The 14,415-nt window shown below is 69.0% G+C and carries 10 protein-coding genes; 9 read left to right on the forward strand and 1 reads right to left on the reverse strand.

Going from position 1 to position 14,415, the window contains the following annotated elements; genetic code table 11:
- The first annotated feature begins 419 nt into the window (after positions 1–419).
- The gene (locus G432_RS11635) at positions 420–2,303 is read left to right on the forward strand and encodes an EAL domain-containing protein (RefSeq protein WP_051128835.1); all 1,884 of its coding nucleotides are present in this window, start codon (positions 420–422) and stop codon (positions 2,301–2,303) included.
- Positions 2,300–4,204 (forward strand): ATP-binding protein, encoded by a 1,905-nt coding sequence (locus G432_RS11640; RefSeq protein ID WP_015459024.1) that lies wholly within the window; start codon positions 2,300–2,302, stop codon positions 4,202–4,204. The genes G432_RS11635 and G432_RS11640 overlap by 4 nt, the downstream gene beginning before the upstream one ends.
- Here the strand turns inward: G432_RS11640 and G432_RS11645 are convergent.
- A complete protein-coding gene (locus tag G432_RS11645) occupies positions 4,176–5,054 on the reverse strand; it encodes a LysR family transcriptional regulator (protein ID WP_236626768.1) in 879 nt (292 codons plus the stop codon). The two genes, G432_RS11640 and G432_RS11645, sit on opposite strands and share 29 nt — an antisense overlap.
- Before the next feature lie 139 nt (positions 5,055–5,193).
- Here G432_RS11645 and G432_RS11650 point away from each other — a divergent pair, with 139 nt between their 5' ends.
- From G432_RS11650 to G432_RS11680, 7 genes are all read left to right on the forward strand, one after another.
- Positions 5,194–6,276, forward strand: a complete 1,083-nt coding sequence (locus G432_RS11650; RefSeq protein WP_015459026.1) for a Rieske 2Fe-2S domain-containing protein — start codon at positions 5,194–5,196, stop codon at positions 6,274–6,276.
- Between the two features lie 131 nt (positions 6,277–6,407).
- Positions 6,408–6,932, forward strand: coding sequence for an RNA polymerase sigma factor (locus G432_RS11655; protein ID WP_015459027.1), 525 nt, complete (start codon positions 6,408–6,410; stop codon positions 6,930–6,932).
- Entirely contained in the window at positions 6,929–7,963 is a 1,035-nt protein-coding gene (locus G432_RS11660; RefSeq protein WP_015459028.1) for a FecR family protein, read from the forward strand. The genes G432_RS11655 and G432_RS11660 overlap by 4 nt, the downstream gene beginning before the upstream one ends.
- 118 nt (positions 7,964–8,081) lie before the next feature.
- Complete coding sequence (locus tag G432_RS11665; protein WP_144062037.1) at positions 8,082–11,162, forward strand: TonB-dependent receptor; 3,081 nt, start codon at positions 8,082–8,084, stop codon at positions 11,160–11,162.
- Between the two features lie 59 nt (positions 11,163–11,221).
- Positions 11,222–11,986, forward strand: coding sequence for a phosphatase PAP2 family protein (locus G432_RS11670; RefSeq protein ID WP_015459030.1), 765 nt, complete (start codon positions 11,222–11,224; stop codon positions 11,984–11,986).
- Entirely contained in the window at positions 11,983–13,014 is a 1,032-nt protein-coding gene (locus G432_RS22145; protein WP_144062038.1) for a BPSS1187 family protein, read from the forward strand. Before G432_RS11670 ends, G432_RS22145 begins: the two co-directional genes overlap by 4 nt.
- A 34-nt stretch (positions 13,015–13,048) precedes the next feature.
- Positions 13,049–14,392, forward strand: coding sequence for an L-serine ammonia-lyase (locus G432_RS11680; RefSeq protein WP_015459032.1), 1,344 nt, complete (start codon positions 13,049–13,051; stop codon positions 14,390–14,392).
- The last annotated feature ends 23 nt before the right edge of the window (positions 14,393–14,415 follow it).

Here is a 14,415-nt window from a genome sequence, read left to right on the forward strand (position 1 = left end):
GAAGCTGAGCTTGTTCCGTGATCGGGCTCCGTTCGCCGGGCAACCGCACCGGCCGGCACCTCTGGCCGGGCGTTTCGGAGAGCGGGCGGACGGCCCGCCCGACGAGACGGCCGAGGAGGGCGCCGATAGCCGCTGGGCCGAGTTGTTCGCGCGGACTCCCAAATCTCCGCGCCAGTGAAGGTTGCTTGATGTTCCCTCTTCCGTCGCCGGAAACGGTGACGGGGCGGCAGGCCAGTCCTGCCGATCCGCCGCCCGCCACAGCCACGCGACCCCTGTGGCGGGCGGTGGATCATGCCGCACCTGTCCGATTTCTTGGGCGGAGCCGGGTGTAAACGAAATATTATCCCTCTTCGTCTACCCGTTACTTGGGAACATATGGGGTGGAAGTGCGCGTCCTCATCGTAGATGACGAACCGGCGATGCATGATGCCTACCGGCGGACGCTGGGCGTCGCGCCGGGCGCATCCGCGCGCGACGCGCTGGCGGCCCTCGCGTCCGAGCTTTTCGCCGACGGCCCCGCCGTCCGGCCGGCGGGGCACGGGCCGGCGGAGGAAGCGGATGCCTTCCACCTCGATCATGCCGATTGCGGCACGGCGGCGGTGGCGCTGGCCGAAGCCGCGATCCGCGCCGGCGATCCCTATGCGGTCGCCTTCATCGACGTGCGCATGCCGCCCGGCATCGACGGCAAGGAGACCGCGGCGCGCATCCGCGCGATCGATCCCGATATCAACATCGTCATCGTCACCGGCTATTCCGATCACGGCCCGGTTGACATCGCCAGGGCGGCGGGGCCGGTGGAAAAGCTGTTCTACGTCACCAAGCCGTTCGACGTGACGGGCCTTCGCCAGACGGCGCGCGCTCTCTGCCGGCGATGGGAGGTGGACCGGGACCTGGCCCGGACCCGTGAGCGGCTGGCCGCGGAAGTGCGCCGGCTGGAGGAACGGACCATCACCCTGGCCGCCAACGAGGCGCGCGCGGTGCACATGGCCAGCCACGATCCCCTGACCGCCGCGCCCAACCGCCTGGCCTTCCTGCGCGAGCTGGGCGAGCGGATGCAGGCGGCGGGGCGGCGCGGCGGCTTCGCGATCGGTATGCTCGATCTCGACCGCTTCAAGAATGTGAACGACACGCTGGGCCATGCCGCCGGGGACGAGCTGATCCGCGAGGTGTGCCAGCGGCTGACGGCGGGGATCGGCCCCGGCCCCGGCATGGTGGCGCGGCTGGGAGGCGACGAGTTCGCCTTGCTTTTCGACGCGGCCGATGCCGCCGAGGTGCTGGCGCGGGGCGAGCGCATCGTCCGCGCCTGCTCCACCAATTACATGATCCTCGATCATATGGTGCAGGTGAGCGCATCGCTGGGACTGGTGCTGGTCGAGCCGGGCGCGGATGCCGGAGCCGCCGATCCGATGCGGCTCGCCGATCTTGCGCTCTACGAGGCGAAGCGCGGCGGGCGCAGCCAGGTGCGGCTGTTCGACCGGAGCATGGACGAGAGCGCCCGCTTTCGCCATTCGATCGAGGCGGGGCTGCGGCAGGCGATCGCGAAGCGCGAGCTGGAAGTGGTCTATCAGCCGATCATCGCGCGCGAGGCTGCCGAGGTCGTCGGCTTCGAGGCGCTGCTGCGCTGGAACAGCGCCGAGCATGGCGAGATTCCGCCATCGGTGTTCATCCCCATCGCCGAGGAAAGCAACCTGATCCACGACCTGGGCGAATGGGTGACGGCGGAGGCGCTGGCCGAATGCCGGCGCTGGCCGGGCCATTTCGTTTCGATCAACGTTTCCGCGCGCCAGTTCCGCCGGCAGGATTTCGTCGATGCGCTGGCCGCGCGGGTGGCGGCCGCCGGCATTTCCCCCGATCGGGTGCAGATCGAGATCACCGAGACGGCGATCTTCGACGACGATGCGCGCGCCGCCGAGACCTTGCGGCGGCTGCGGGACGCGGGCTTCCGCGTCGCGCTCGACGATTTCGGCACCGGCTATTCCAGCCTGTTCAACATCCGCAACTATGCGCTCGACTGCCTGAAGATCGACAAGAGCTTCATCGACGGCCTCGGCCGCGAGGTGGAGGCGGCGGCGATCGTCAATTCGGTGACGCATCTCGCCCGCTCGCTCGGCATGGGCGTGGTGGCCGAAGGCGTGGAGACCGAGACGCAGAACCAGGCGCTGCGGCTGGCCGGCTGCTCGCACCTCCAGGGATTCTATTACGGCCATCCCGCCGATGCCGATGCCACCGCCGCACTGGCGCGGGCGGGGGAAGCGCCGGCGCAGGGCGGCCATCCCGGCGCCGGGCCCGTCGGGCGGCCGTGACCGCCACCGGGGCGCGGCGCCTTCTTTCCCGCATCATCCCGCAGGACAGGACGCTCGCCTTCAAGCTGACGGCGGTGCTGACCCTGGCCGGGATCGCCGGCTTCCTCGGCATATGGGGGCTGCTCTACGCCGTCGTCATCCCCAGCTTCGACCGGCTGGAGGCGGATGCGGTGCGCGGCCATATCGAGCGCACCCGCGCCGCGCTGGAGGAACATGCCGCCAAGATGGAATATGCCGCGCGCGACTATGGCGTGTGGGACGAAAGCTACGGCTATCTGCGCCATGGCGACCGGGCCTTCGAACGGCGCGTGCTTTCGCTGCTGGCGCTTTCCAACCTGGACATGAACGGCATGGCGCTGGTCCATCGCGACGGGACGGTGGCCGCCGCGCGCTACATCGATCCCAAGGCGCAGGCGGACGACCATGAGCGCGGCGGCGACTTCGTGGCGCTTGCCCGTTCGCAGGCGGTGCGCGCGCGGATCGGGCGCGAGCCATCGGCCCATTTCTACGCCCGGCTGGGCGACCGGGTGGCGGCGATCGGCCTGTCGCGCGTCACGCTGAGCGACGGCAGCGGGGAAAGCCCCGGCTATGTCGTCGTCGCGCGCGAGATGACGTCCGAGCAGCTCGGCCGGCTCCTTCAGCTGGAAGCGCGCTTCGGGCTGGGGCGGGCGCATGAGCCCACCGGCGTCCGCAGGCGGGACCGGACGCTGGACATCGCCGTCGACATAGACGGGCCGAACCGCATCCATGTCGCCAACGCCACCTTCGTCGTGCCGCGCGATTTCACCCTGCTGGGCCACAGGCTGCTGGCGATGATGTTCGTCGGCACGGTGGCGGTGCTGGCGCTGGTGCTGATGGTGCTGCGCCTGCTGATCGGGCGCGAGGTGATCGCCCCGCTCGCCCGGATCGAGCGGCACATGCAGGCGGTGTCGGCATCCGGCGCGCCGCTGCCGCTGGCGATCGGCGATCGCGGCGACGAGATCGGATCGCTGGCGCGGAGCCTGGATGCGATGTTGGCCCAGCTCGGCCGCCTGCGCGAGCGGGTGGAGGCGCAATCCTTCCGCCTGGGCCGCAGCGAAAGCGCGATCGGGGTGATGCATAATGTGCGCAACGGCCTCAATCCGATCAGCGTCATCGTGGCGCAGGGGCTGGCGGCCGAGCCGGTGGCGGCCGATGCGGATGTGCGCCGCGCGCTCGACGAGCTGGCGCGCGCCGATGTGCCGGCGGCGCGGCGGCGCAAGCTCGCCGCTTTCCTGGGTTCGGCCCATGACAGCTATCTCGCCCAGTTCGAGCGCCAGCGCGCCGATCTGGCGGCGGCCGACGAAAGCCTGTCGCACCTGATCGAGATCATCGGCGGCCAGCAGGCGGAGGCGCATGGCGGGCTGGAGATCGAGCCGTGCGACATCGTGGCGCTGGTCCGCCGCAACGCTGCGATCGTGCATTATGCCGCGGGCGGGCCGATCGCCTTCCAGTGCCCGGACGCAGCGTGCCCGGTGCTGGCGAGCCCGCTGCTGCTGAGCCAGGTGATCGGCAATCTGCTGGCCAATGCGATCGAGGCGATCGAGGCGCGCGGCGCGGGCGGCGGGCCGGGACGGATCGCCGTGACGATCGAGCGGATCGCCGGGGCCGAGGGCGACCGGATCGCGCTCGGCATAACCGACAATGGCGAAGGCTTCGATCCGGCGCGGGGCGAGCGGCTGTTCCATCGGGGCTTTTCCACCCGCGCCCACAAGAGCGGCGGCCTCGGCCTCCATTGGTGCGCCAATGCGGTGAACGCGATGCAGGGCAGCCTGACGCTGGAGAGCGAGGGGCCGGGGCGGGGCGCCACCGCCGTCATCCGGCTGCGCGGCGCGCGGCAGGGCAGCGCGAGCCTCAATCCGCCGGAGCGATCCGCCGGCTGAGACGATCGGCCATGTCGTGCAGGAAGGCGCGGGTGGCCTGCTCCATCGGCACGTCGTCGCGCACCAGCAGCCACAGGTCGATGCCGATCGCCGGATCGGGCGGCGCGATGCGGCGGAGGCCCGGCGCGGGATCGGCGGCGAAGGTCCAGAGAAAGGCCGCGCCCAGCCCCTGGTCGACCGCGCCGCGCAACGCCGCCCAGCTATCGACATAGGCGGCCACCGCCGCGCGATCGGCAATGGCGCCGTCCCAGCGGCGCATCGCCGGCAAAGGCGGGCGGCCGGCGCAGCATATCCAGTGCGCCACCGCGCCCGGATCGGCGGGCTTTTCCCGATCGGTATAAGCGGCGGCCGCATAGGGCGCCTGGCGCAGCGTGCCGACGCGGCGGCCGCGCAGATGATCGGGCTGCTGATCGACGAGGCAGAGCCCGATGTCGCTCTTGCGCTGGATCACGTCCTCGCACGGATCGGCCGAGGACTGGATCGACAGCCGGATATCGGGATGGGCGGCGGCGAAGGCGGCGAGATCGGGCATCAGCTCGGCCCCGAGATCGGCGGCGATGATGACGCGGACATGGCCGGCCGGCGCGCGGGCGCGGCCGCCAATCTCCTCCGCCAGGCTATCGGCCAGCTCCTCCATGCGATCGGCGATCTCGAGCACGCGGCGGCCGGCGACGGTGGGGTGGTAGCCATCCTCGCCCTGCTCGAACAGCGGCACTCCAAGCTGGCGTTCCAGCCGGTCGAGCCGGCGGCCGACGGTGGTGCGATCGATCCGCAGCCGGCGGGCGGCGGCAGTATAGTTGCCGGCGCGGACCGCCGTCAGGAAAATGCGCAGATTATCCCAGTCCAGCATCGGGCCGGTCTGGCACGCGCGGGAAGGGCTGTCATGTGCATAAATGCACATTTGGCGGGCGACATGCGGTCTTGTTCCACGGCGGCTGAGGGGTCAGCCTTGGCCCCTTCGGGAAAGCCGGAATCGACTGGAGAGAGCCATGGCGGGCACCGCCGACTATAAGCTGGGCAGCTTCACCTATCCGCGCGGCTGGTTCATGATCGCCGACGCGGCGACGCTGGACGCCGGGCCGACCACGCTCCATTTCTTCGGCAAGGACATGGTGTTCTATCGCGGCGAGAGCGGGAAGCCGCACCTCGTCCATGCCTATTGCCCGCACATGGGCGCGCATATCGGCCACAACAGCACATCCTATGTCGTGCGCGATGGCGATCGGGTGCAGGGCGAATCGATCCGCTGCCCCTTCCACGGCTGGCGCTTCGGCCCGGACGGGCAGTGCGACGATATCCCCTATTCGCCCAACTTCATTCCCAAGGCGGCCTGCCTGAAGACCTACCGCGTGATCGAGCGGGCCGGCATCATCTGGATGTGGCACGATCCCGAAGGCGGCGCGCCCGATCAGGAGCTGCCGCCCTTCGCCCAATGGGACCAGGAAGCCGACGGCTGGGTGCGCTGGCTGGTCGACGATTTCGGCACGCTGCCGATCCACCCGATCGAGATCGTCGATAACATGGCGGATTTCGGCCATATGTCGCCGATCCACGGCAGCGTGGACTGCCGTTATTTCGACAATCTGTTCGAGGACGACCGGCTGGTCCAGCGCTTCGATGCTGGCCACCGGACGCTGACCGACGGGGCATCGGGCGTGCTGTCGCTCGATACCTGGTATCAGGGGCCGGGCATCCTGCAGGCGGCGATGCAGGGCGCCTATCCCTCGCACATGCTGATCGCGCATACGCCGGTGGCCGATGGCGTGGTGCGGCTGTGGCACGCGCTGATGGTGAAGGTGCCGCGGGACGGCGGCACGGACGAGGCGGGCCGGATCGCGCTGGCCCGCGCCTACCAGCAGGCGAGCCGCGATGCGCTGGGCCAGGATGTGGAGATCTGGGCCAACAAGGAGCCCAGCTTCAACCCGATGCAGATCCCGGCGGACGGCCCCTATGGCAAGGTGCGCATCTGGTATCGCCAGTTCTACAACCCGCGCGAGGAAGCGGAGGCGTTCCGCCGCCGCGTGCGCGGCCAGGTGGTGACGTTCGGCGAGGACCGCGCCTCCGCCGCCTGATCTTTCCCTTTCGGGCATCGCGACAGGGCCGGAAAACCCGCTATAGGGCGAACCCATGTCGATGCCGCTGTCCCTCGGCGCCCCTGCCGCGTCTTACCTCGTGGCCGTGGCGCCATGAAAGGGCAGCGGGAGTGGTGCGCGAAGAAGGGATACGGAAGGATACGGTGCGCGAGGTCCAGCAGATCAACCGTCGCTGGCGTCCCGCGCTGATGGCGTTCTTCCTGCGCCGGGTGCGCAACCATGCGGAGGCCGAGGACCTGACGCAGGAGGTTTTCGTGCGCATGCTGAACAGCAGCGAGAGCGAAGGCGCGCCTGATGCCTATGTCTTCCAGATCGCGGCCAACCTGCTGACCGATCAGGCGCGCCGCGCCAGGGTGCGCGCCGGCTATCGCGAGACGCTGGCCGGCATGGACGGGCTGGGCGTCGAGCAGGTCGATCCCTATCGCATCGCCGCCGGGCGCGATCAGCTTGCCGCCCTGGCCGCGGCGCTCAACGAGCTGCCCGAGCGGCAACGGACGATGTTCACCCTCTATCGCATCGAGAATATGAGCCAGGAGATGATCGGCGAGGCGTTCGGCATCTCCAAGAGCGCGGTGAAGCAGCAGGTGGCCAAGGCGATGGCCTTCCTGATGGCGCGCATGCGGGAAACGCAATGAACGGCCCCGTCGATACCACGCCCCCCAGCCGCGACCAGCAGGCGGTGGAATGGTGCATCGCGCTTGCCGAAGGCCATCTGGCCGGCGAGGAGCAGCGCCAGTTCGACGCCTGGGTCGCGGACCCGGACAATGCCCGCGCGCTCGATGAGGCGGTGCGGCTGTGGCAGGCGGCCGAATCCGCCGCCAACCTGCCCGAGCTGATCCACATCCGCAGCGCCGCGCTGGAAAGCTATCGCCGCGCCAACAGCCGGCGCTGGACGGGCGGCATCGCCTGGAACCGGCCATGGGCGGCCGCGCTGGCGGCGGTGCTGGTGGCGATGCTGTTCACCGGCCTGCTGTGGCTGCGCGACGCCGCCAACACCTATGCCACCGGCATCGGCGAACGGCGGGTGGCGATGCTGGCCGACGGATCGAAGCTGACGCTGGACGGCGATACTGAGGTGAAGGTTTCCCTCCAGGCCGGCCGGCGCGCGCTGACGCTGGTGAAGGGGCGCGCCAAGTTCGACGTGGCGAAGGACCCGCTGCGGCCGTTCAGCGTGGCCGCCGCCGACAAGATCGTGGTGGCGACGGGCACCTCGTTCAGCGTGGAGCTGCTGGGCGACAAGGTGCATGTGGTGCTGTTGGAAGGCCATGTCGCGATGCTGACCGAGCGGGACGGGCGGACGGTGCCCCAGATGGCGCGCGCGCGCCATGCCGCGGTGGCCGCCGACCAGATCCTGCAGCCGGGTGGGGAGCTGGTGGCGCAGGTGGAATCGCTGGCGCCCGCCGTGCTGACGCAAAGCGAGCCGGTCGGGCCGTCCTGGGAAGCCGGGCTGCTGAACTTCGACGATGAGCCGCTGGCGACGGCGGTGGCACGGATGAACCGTTACAGCCGGCAGCAGCTGGTGATCGCCGACGCCCGCATCGCCGGCCTCAAGGTGAACGGCGTGTTCGCGGCCGGGGATGTCGAGACCTTCATAGAGGGCGTGAGCGTGCTGGACGGGGTGCGCGCGACGCGAACCGGCGAGGCGATCGTCCTGCGGCGCAACTGATCGCGAAAAATTCGAATCCGGGGCTGCATCGCTGCTGTCCCGCCGCCGATGAAGTGCGTCCTACCCGATGATCGTTCGAAAACAGGGGGAACGAATGGGGATTCGGATTTCGCGCATCATGGGTTTGCGGGGCGGGGCAGCGCTGGCGGCGCTCGCGATTTTCAGCCAGGCGGTGCCGGCCTATGCGCAGCAGCAGGGCTTCGACCTGGATATTCCGGCGCAGGATCTGGGATCGGCGCTGCGGGCGTTCGCGCGGAGCACGAACCAGCAGGTGACCTTCGCGTCGGCCGACGTGCGCGGCAAGCAGGCTCCGGCGGTCAAGGGCCGCTATACCGTGCCGGCCGCGCTCGACATCCTGCTTTCGGGATCGGGGCTGGTGGTCCAGAACGGGCATAGCGGCGTCATCATCATCCGGAGGGCGGTTCGGGGTGAAACCCGCGCGGCGGCCTCCGCCGAGCCGCGGCTGACCAGCGACATCATCGTCACCGGATCGCGCCTGCAGCATTCGAGCTTCGACAGCCCGATCCCGGTGGCCGAGGTCGACCGGACCGACCTGCTCGAGGACGGCTATACCGACATCGCCGAGGCGCTGGACGACGTGCCGGGCATCGACCAGGCCGACAGCCTTGCCAACAACCAGAGCGCGATCCAGGCGAGCGGGCTTTCCACGATCAGCCTGCGCGGCCTGGGTTCCAACCGCACGCTGACCCTGATCGACGGACGCCGCACCGTTTCCAACGCGGGCAACAAGAATGCGGTGAGCCTCAGCTCCATCCCGCAATATTTCGTCGATCGCGTGGACGTCAGCACCGGCGGCGCATCGGCGGTCTACGGATCGGATGCGATCGCGGGCGTCGTCAACGTCGTCACCAGCCGGTTCGATGGCGTGAAGGCCCGCGCGGTCGGCTCCGCCACCTATGACGGCGGCGGCGATTCCGTGGAATATTCGGGCGGCGTCGGCAAGCATCTGATGGACGACCGGCTCTATGTGATGGCGGGCGTCACCTATGAGCGGCAATATCGCCTCGCCGCCACCGATCGCGACTGGGCGATGGATTCGGTGACCTATGATTTCGAGGACAACACGCTTTCGCGTCCCGACCTCAGCTCCACCATTCCGGGCGGGCGCTTCAACAGCAACGATTTCTATTATGACGAGACCGGGCTCCACCGGAATTTCGTGACCGCCAAGAACGGCTATGAGGATCGGCTGAGCAAGACCCTCATCACGCCGCGCAAGTCGCTGAGCGCCGCCGGCAAGGTCGAATATCAGATCACCGACGATGTGAAGTTCACCGCCGACTATATCTACAACAAGGTGACGACGCGCTCGACCGCCGAGCCGGAGACGGTGAGCTATTCCACCACCTTCGGCCAGAATGACGAGTTCGAGGTGGGGCGGATCGCCCGCAACAACCCGTTCGTCCCGGCGGAGATCGCCGCCGATTCCTCCAGCAGCGGCGTCAAATTCTACCGGCGCCTGCCGGAGCTGGGCAATCAGCAGCGCTACAACCGCCGCACCACCAATCGCGGCTGGGCGGGCCTGGAAGGCAAGGTGTTCGGCGACTGGGATTGGGCGCTGACCTACGGCTACGGCAAGTTCGAGCAATATCAGGTTCGCACCAACTATCTGAACATGCAGAATGTTCAGTATGCGCTGAGCGCCGAAAAGCTGTCCGACGGCACGATCCAGTGCCGCAACGCGGATGCGCGCGCCGCCGGCTGCGTGCCGCTAAACCTGTTCGGACTCAATTCCATCACGCCGGAAATGGCGGACTATATCCGCGCCAATTCCGAATTCTTCGCCAAGAACCGGCAGGATACGGTGGAAGGCTATGTCAGCGGATCGCCCTTCTCGCTGCCGGCGGGCCCGGTGCAGGTGGCGGCCGGCTTCTCCTGGCGGAGCGACCGGAGCAGCAGCATGACCGATGCGCTGACCCAGACCGGCCTCAGCAGCGCATCCTACATCCCCGACTTCACCGGCAAGATCGAGGCCAAGGAAGCCTATATGGAGCTGGGCGTGCCGCTGCTGCGCGACATGCCCTTCGCCTACCGGCTGAGCCTGGACGGCGCGCTGCGCGTGGCGGATTACAATATCGACACGGTGGGCACGACGGTGAGCTTCCGGGCGGGCGCGCAGTGGGCGCCGGTGCGGGGCCTCAACTTCCGCTCCACCTTCAGCCGCGCCCAGCGCGCGCCGGACACGACCGAGCTGTTCTCGCCCGCGCGCGACGATTATGACGACGTGATCGACGTGTGCCGCGGCGTCACCGCGACGTCGACGGGCACGGTATCGCAGAACTGCCGCGCCGATCCGCGCATCGCCGCCGCCATCGCCGCCGCGCCCGACGGCAAGTTCACCCAGATCGGCACCGAGGTGTTCGCCCCGAATGCCGGCAACCCGGATCTGCATGAGGAGACGGCGAACACCTGGACGGCGGGCGTCGTGCTGGCCCCGGCCTTCCTGCCGGGCTTCCAGATGAGCGTCGATTATTATGACATCCGCATCAAGGGCGCGATCTCGTCGCTCGACAATAGCAGCCTGCTGTTCGAATGTTATTCGGACCCGAACGGCATCGACAACAAGTTCTGCGATGCGATCACCCGCGATTCCGACGGCCAGCTTTCCAAGATCATCAACCGCGACGAGAATCTGAACCAGATGCGCGCGCAGGGCATCGACGCGGCGCTGGCTTATCGCTTCGATCTCGACCGCCTCAACCTGCCGGGCAAGCTCAACCTGCAGATCCGCTACACCCACCGGTTTAAGCTGGAGAGCAAGTTCGACGGCGCCGCCGGCGAGGACAAGGCCGATTATGTCGGCGAGGTCGGCGTGTCGAAGGACGAAGCCACCGGCAGCATCGAATGGGCGACCAAGCGGGTCTCGATCAAGTGGAAGGCCGTCTATCTCGGCCCCGTCGTCGACAGCAACGAGATGAAGGAATATTTCGCGGAGAGCGACATCACCGATCCGCTGTTCCTGCATGTCGGCGCCTATTGGCGGCATGACCTGAGCTTCAAGCTCACGCCCTCGCGCGAGAATCCGAAGCTGCGCGTGTTCGGCAACATCCGCAATATCTTCAACAAGTACGGGCCTTTCCTGCCGGACGGGACCGACAGCGGCAGCGCGCTCAACTATAATTCGGTCTACGACGTGCGCGGCCGCACCTTCATGTTCGGCGTCGAGACCGAATTCTGATGACGGACCGGGCGCCCGATCCGGTTCGGGCGCCCGGCGATACAGGCAGGAGAGAGCCCATGAAACGGTCCACAGCAGGCCGGGCGCTGCTGATCGCGCTGGCGATCGGCGGGGCGGCATCGGCCGCGCGCGCGGCATCCCCCGAATGGGAGGCGCCGGCGATCAGCCACAAGGATGTGAGGCCCTATTTCGACGATGTCGCGATCAAGGGCCTCGTCCTGCCGCCGCCGCCTGCCGAGGGATCGCTGGCCGATGCCGATGATGTCGCGGCGGTGATGCGCGGCCAGCAGGTGGATGCCGCCCGCCGGGCCGTGGCCGAGGAGGATGGCGCCTGGCTTTACGACCGCTTCGCCGAAGCCTTCGGCCGGCCGATCCGGCGGGATAGCGCGCCTGCGCTGGTGGCGCTGCTCAACCGGGTCGAGCGGCAGGTGAGCGGGCCGGTGTTCGCCGCCAAGAAGGATCATGGCCGCACGCGGCCCTATCAGCGGCTGCAGCTCAGCCATGTCTGCGGCGAAGTGAAGGCGCCGGCGCCGGACCCCGATGCGAAGAAGCGCACCTCCTACCCGTCGGGCCACAGCGCCTATGGCTGGGCGGCGGCGCTGATCCTGGCCAGGCTGGCGCCGGAGCGCGCGCCGGCCATCCTCCAGCGCGCGATGGATTATGGCGAGAGCCGGGTGATCTGCGGCATGCATTTCCCGAGCGACGTGGCGGCGGCGCGGGTGGTGGCGACGGCGGTGGTCGCGCGGCTCGATCGGTCGCCCGAATTTCTCGCCGATCTGGAACAGGTGCGGCAGGAGCTGGCGCGGGCGGAGCAGGGCCGATGAGGGCCGCTGCCAGCGCATTGGCCCTGATGATCGGGCTCGCAGCCGCCGTCGCGGGGGCGAAGCCCGTGCCCGGCACCGCCACCAGCGACGAATATCTCGGCCTGCAGCGGCCCTCGACCGCCCAGCAGCTCGAGCGCAACTGGGTGCCGGACCCGCGCCGCACCGTCCATTATGTCGCGCCGGCCGAGGCCGATCCGGCGGTGCGGCGCTATCTGCGGCACAATATCGCCCTGTTCCGGCGCGATATCGCCACCGCGCAATCGCCGCTCTTCATCTTCCTGCCCGGCACCGGCGGCGCGCCCGATCATTCCAAATGGCTGCTCAGCGCGGCGGCCGACCAGGGCTATCGCGCGATCGGGCTGATGTATGACGACATGCCCGCCACGGCCGAGGCGTGCAGCCACGATCCCGATCCGACCTGCGCGGGGCGGCTCAGGGCGAAGCGCATCTTCGGCGAGCCGGTGTCCGACGATATCGACGACCTGCCGGCCGAGACGGTGGTCAGCCGCCTCGTCGCCACGCTCAAATGGCTGGCGGCGCATCATCCGGACGAAGGCTGGGAGACCTATCTCGACGCCCAGGGCGCGCCCTTATGGTCGCGCATCGCGGTTTCGGGCCATTCGCAGGGCGCCGGCATCGCCGCCTTCATCGCCAAGCGGCATGAGGTGGCGCGCGTCGCGCTCTTCTCGAGCCCGTGGGACTATTATCACGCCACGGTGGACGGCACCGACCAGCGCGTGGTCGCGCCGTGGGTTTCCGCGCCGGAAAGCGCCACGCCGCCCGACCGCTGGTTCGCCGTGCTGCATGCCGCCGAGCCGCAGGCGCGCAACATATTGAAGGCCTATCGCGCGCTTCGGGTGCCGGCGGCGCATGTCCATGTGCTGGCGCTGCCGCCGCGCGGCAAGGGCAGCGCGCACGGCAGCGTCTCCAGCGATTTCACCACGCCGCTTGATGCTGCGGGCGCGCCGGCCTATCTCGGCGACTGGCGCTTCCTTCTGGGCCAGCCGGTCGCAGGGCCGACCGGTTGAGGACGTCCATCCCTTCCTCGATCTGCCAGCGGTAATGAGCGTCACGGAACTTTTCATCCTCGGCATCGGCCCGTCCAGTTCGCACACGGTGGGGCCGATGCGCGCCGCCTGCCGCTTCGCGCGCGGGCTTGTCGAAAGCGGGCAGCCGGTGGCGCGGGTGCGCTGCACGCTCCACGGATCGCTGGCGCTCACCGGGCGGGGCCATGCCACCGATACGGCGGTGCTGCTGGGGCTGGCGGGATGGGAACCGGACGCCATCGATCCCGATGCCGCGCCCGGCCTGATCGCGGCGATCCGCGCCGAAGGGCGGCTGCCGCTGGGCGGCGGGCCGAGCATCGCCTTCGCCGAGGATCGCGACCTGCGCTTTTCCGAGACCTTCCTGCCCGAACATCCCAACGGCATGGTGTTCGAAGCGGTGCTGGAGGATGGCAGCCGGATCGAGCGGCGCTTCCTTTCGGTGGGCGGGGGCGCGATCCGCGAGGCGGGCGTGGAGCCGCCGCGCGTGAACGTGGTCGAGCCGCATCCCTTCGAATCCGCCGCCGAGCTGCTGGCGATGTGCGAGGCGGGCGGGATGACGCTGGCGGATGCGGTGCGCCGCAACGAGGCCGCCTGGCGCGACGAGGCGGAGACGGACGCCTTCCTCGATCGGGTGCGCGCCACCATGTTCGCCTGCATCGAACGCGGGCTGAAGGGCGAGGGCGAGCTTCCCGGCGGATTGCGGGTGAAGCGCCGCGCGCGGGCGATGCACGATTCGCTGCTGGCGCGCGGCCCGCGATCCGATCCTTCGGCGGTGTTCGAATGGGTCAGCCTGTGGGCGCTGGCGGTGAACGAGGAGAATGCGGCCGGCGGCCGCGTCGTCACCGCGCCCACCAATGGGGCTGCGGGCGTGATCCCGGCGGTGCTGCGCTATTACGAAACCTTCGTCCATGGCGGCGGACCGGCCGGATCGCGGCTGTTCCTCTACACCGCCGCCGCCATCGGCTTCCTCTACAAGAAGCGCGCGTCGATATCGGCGGCGGAGATGGGGTGCCAGGGCGAGGTCGGCGTCGCCTGCTCGATGGCGGCGGCGGGCCTGGCGGCGGCGCTGGGCGGCAGCAACGCCCAGATCGAGAATGCCGCCGAGATCGGCATGGAGCATAATCTGGGCCTCACCTGCGATCCGATCGGCGGGCTGGTGCAGATCCCCTGCATCGAACGCAACACGATGGGCGCGATCAAGGCGATCAACGCCGCCTATCTGGCGCTGCACGGCGACGGCGGCCATGTCGTGAGCCTGGATGCGGTGATCGAGACGATGCGCCAGACCGGCGAGGACATGAAATCGCAGTATAAGGAAACTAGCCTCGGCGGGCTGGCGGTGAACGTGGTCGCCTGCTGAGGGCTGGCGCGGCGCAAAACCGT

Source organism: Sphingomonas sp. MM-1, from assembly GCF_000347675.2.
GTDB lineage: Bacteria > Pseudomonadota > Alphaproteobacteria > Sphingomonadales > Sphingomonadaceae > Sphingomonas_E > Sphingomonas_E fennica.

Excerpts from the sequence above, each read along its gene's own strand:
- G432_RS11635 (WP_051128835.1), top strand. The coding sequence starts at position 420 with ATGCATGATGCCTACCGGCGGACGCTGGGCGTCGCGCCGGGCGCATCC.
- G432_RS11645 (WP_236626768.1), bottom strand. The coding sequence starts at position 5,054 with ATGCTGGACTGGGATAATCTGCGCATTTTCCTGACGGCGGTCCGCGCC.
- G432_RS11650 (WP_015459026.1), top strand. The coding sequence starts at position 5,194 with ATGGCGGGCACCGCCGACTATAAGCTGGGCAGCTTCACCTATCCGCGC.
- G432_RS11660 (WP_015459028.1), top strand. The coding sequence starts at position 6,929 with ATGAACGGCCCCGTCGATACCACGCCCCCCAGCCGCGACCAGCAGGCG.
- G432_RS11665 (WP_144062037.1), top strand. The coding sequence starts at position 8,082 with ATGGGTTTGCGGGGCGGGGCAGCGCTGGCGGCGCTCGCGATTTTCAGC.
- G432_RS11670 (WP_015459030.1), top strand. The coding sequence starts at position 11,222 with ATGAAACGGTCCACAGCAGGCCGGGCGCTGCTGATCGCGCTGGCGATC.
- G432_RS22145 (WP_144062038.1), top strand. The coding sequence starts at position 11,983 with ATGAGGGCCGCTGCCAGCGCATTGGCCCTGATGATCGGGCTCGCAGCC.
- G432_RS11680 (WP_015459032.1), top strand. The coding sequence starts at position 13,049 with ATGAGCGTCACGGAACTTTTCATCCTCGGCATCGGCCCGTCCAGTTCG.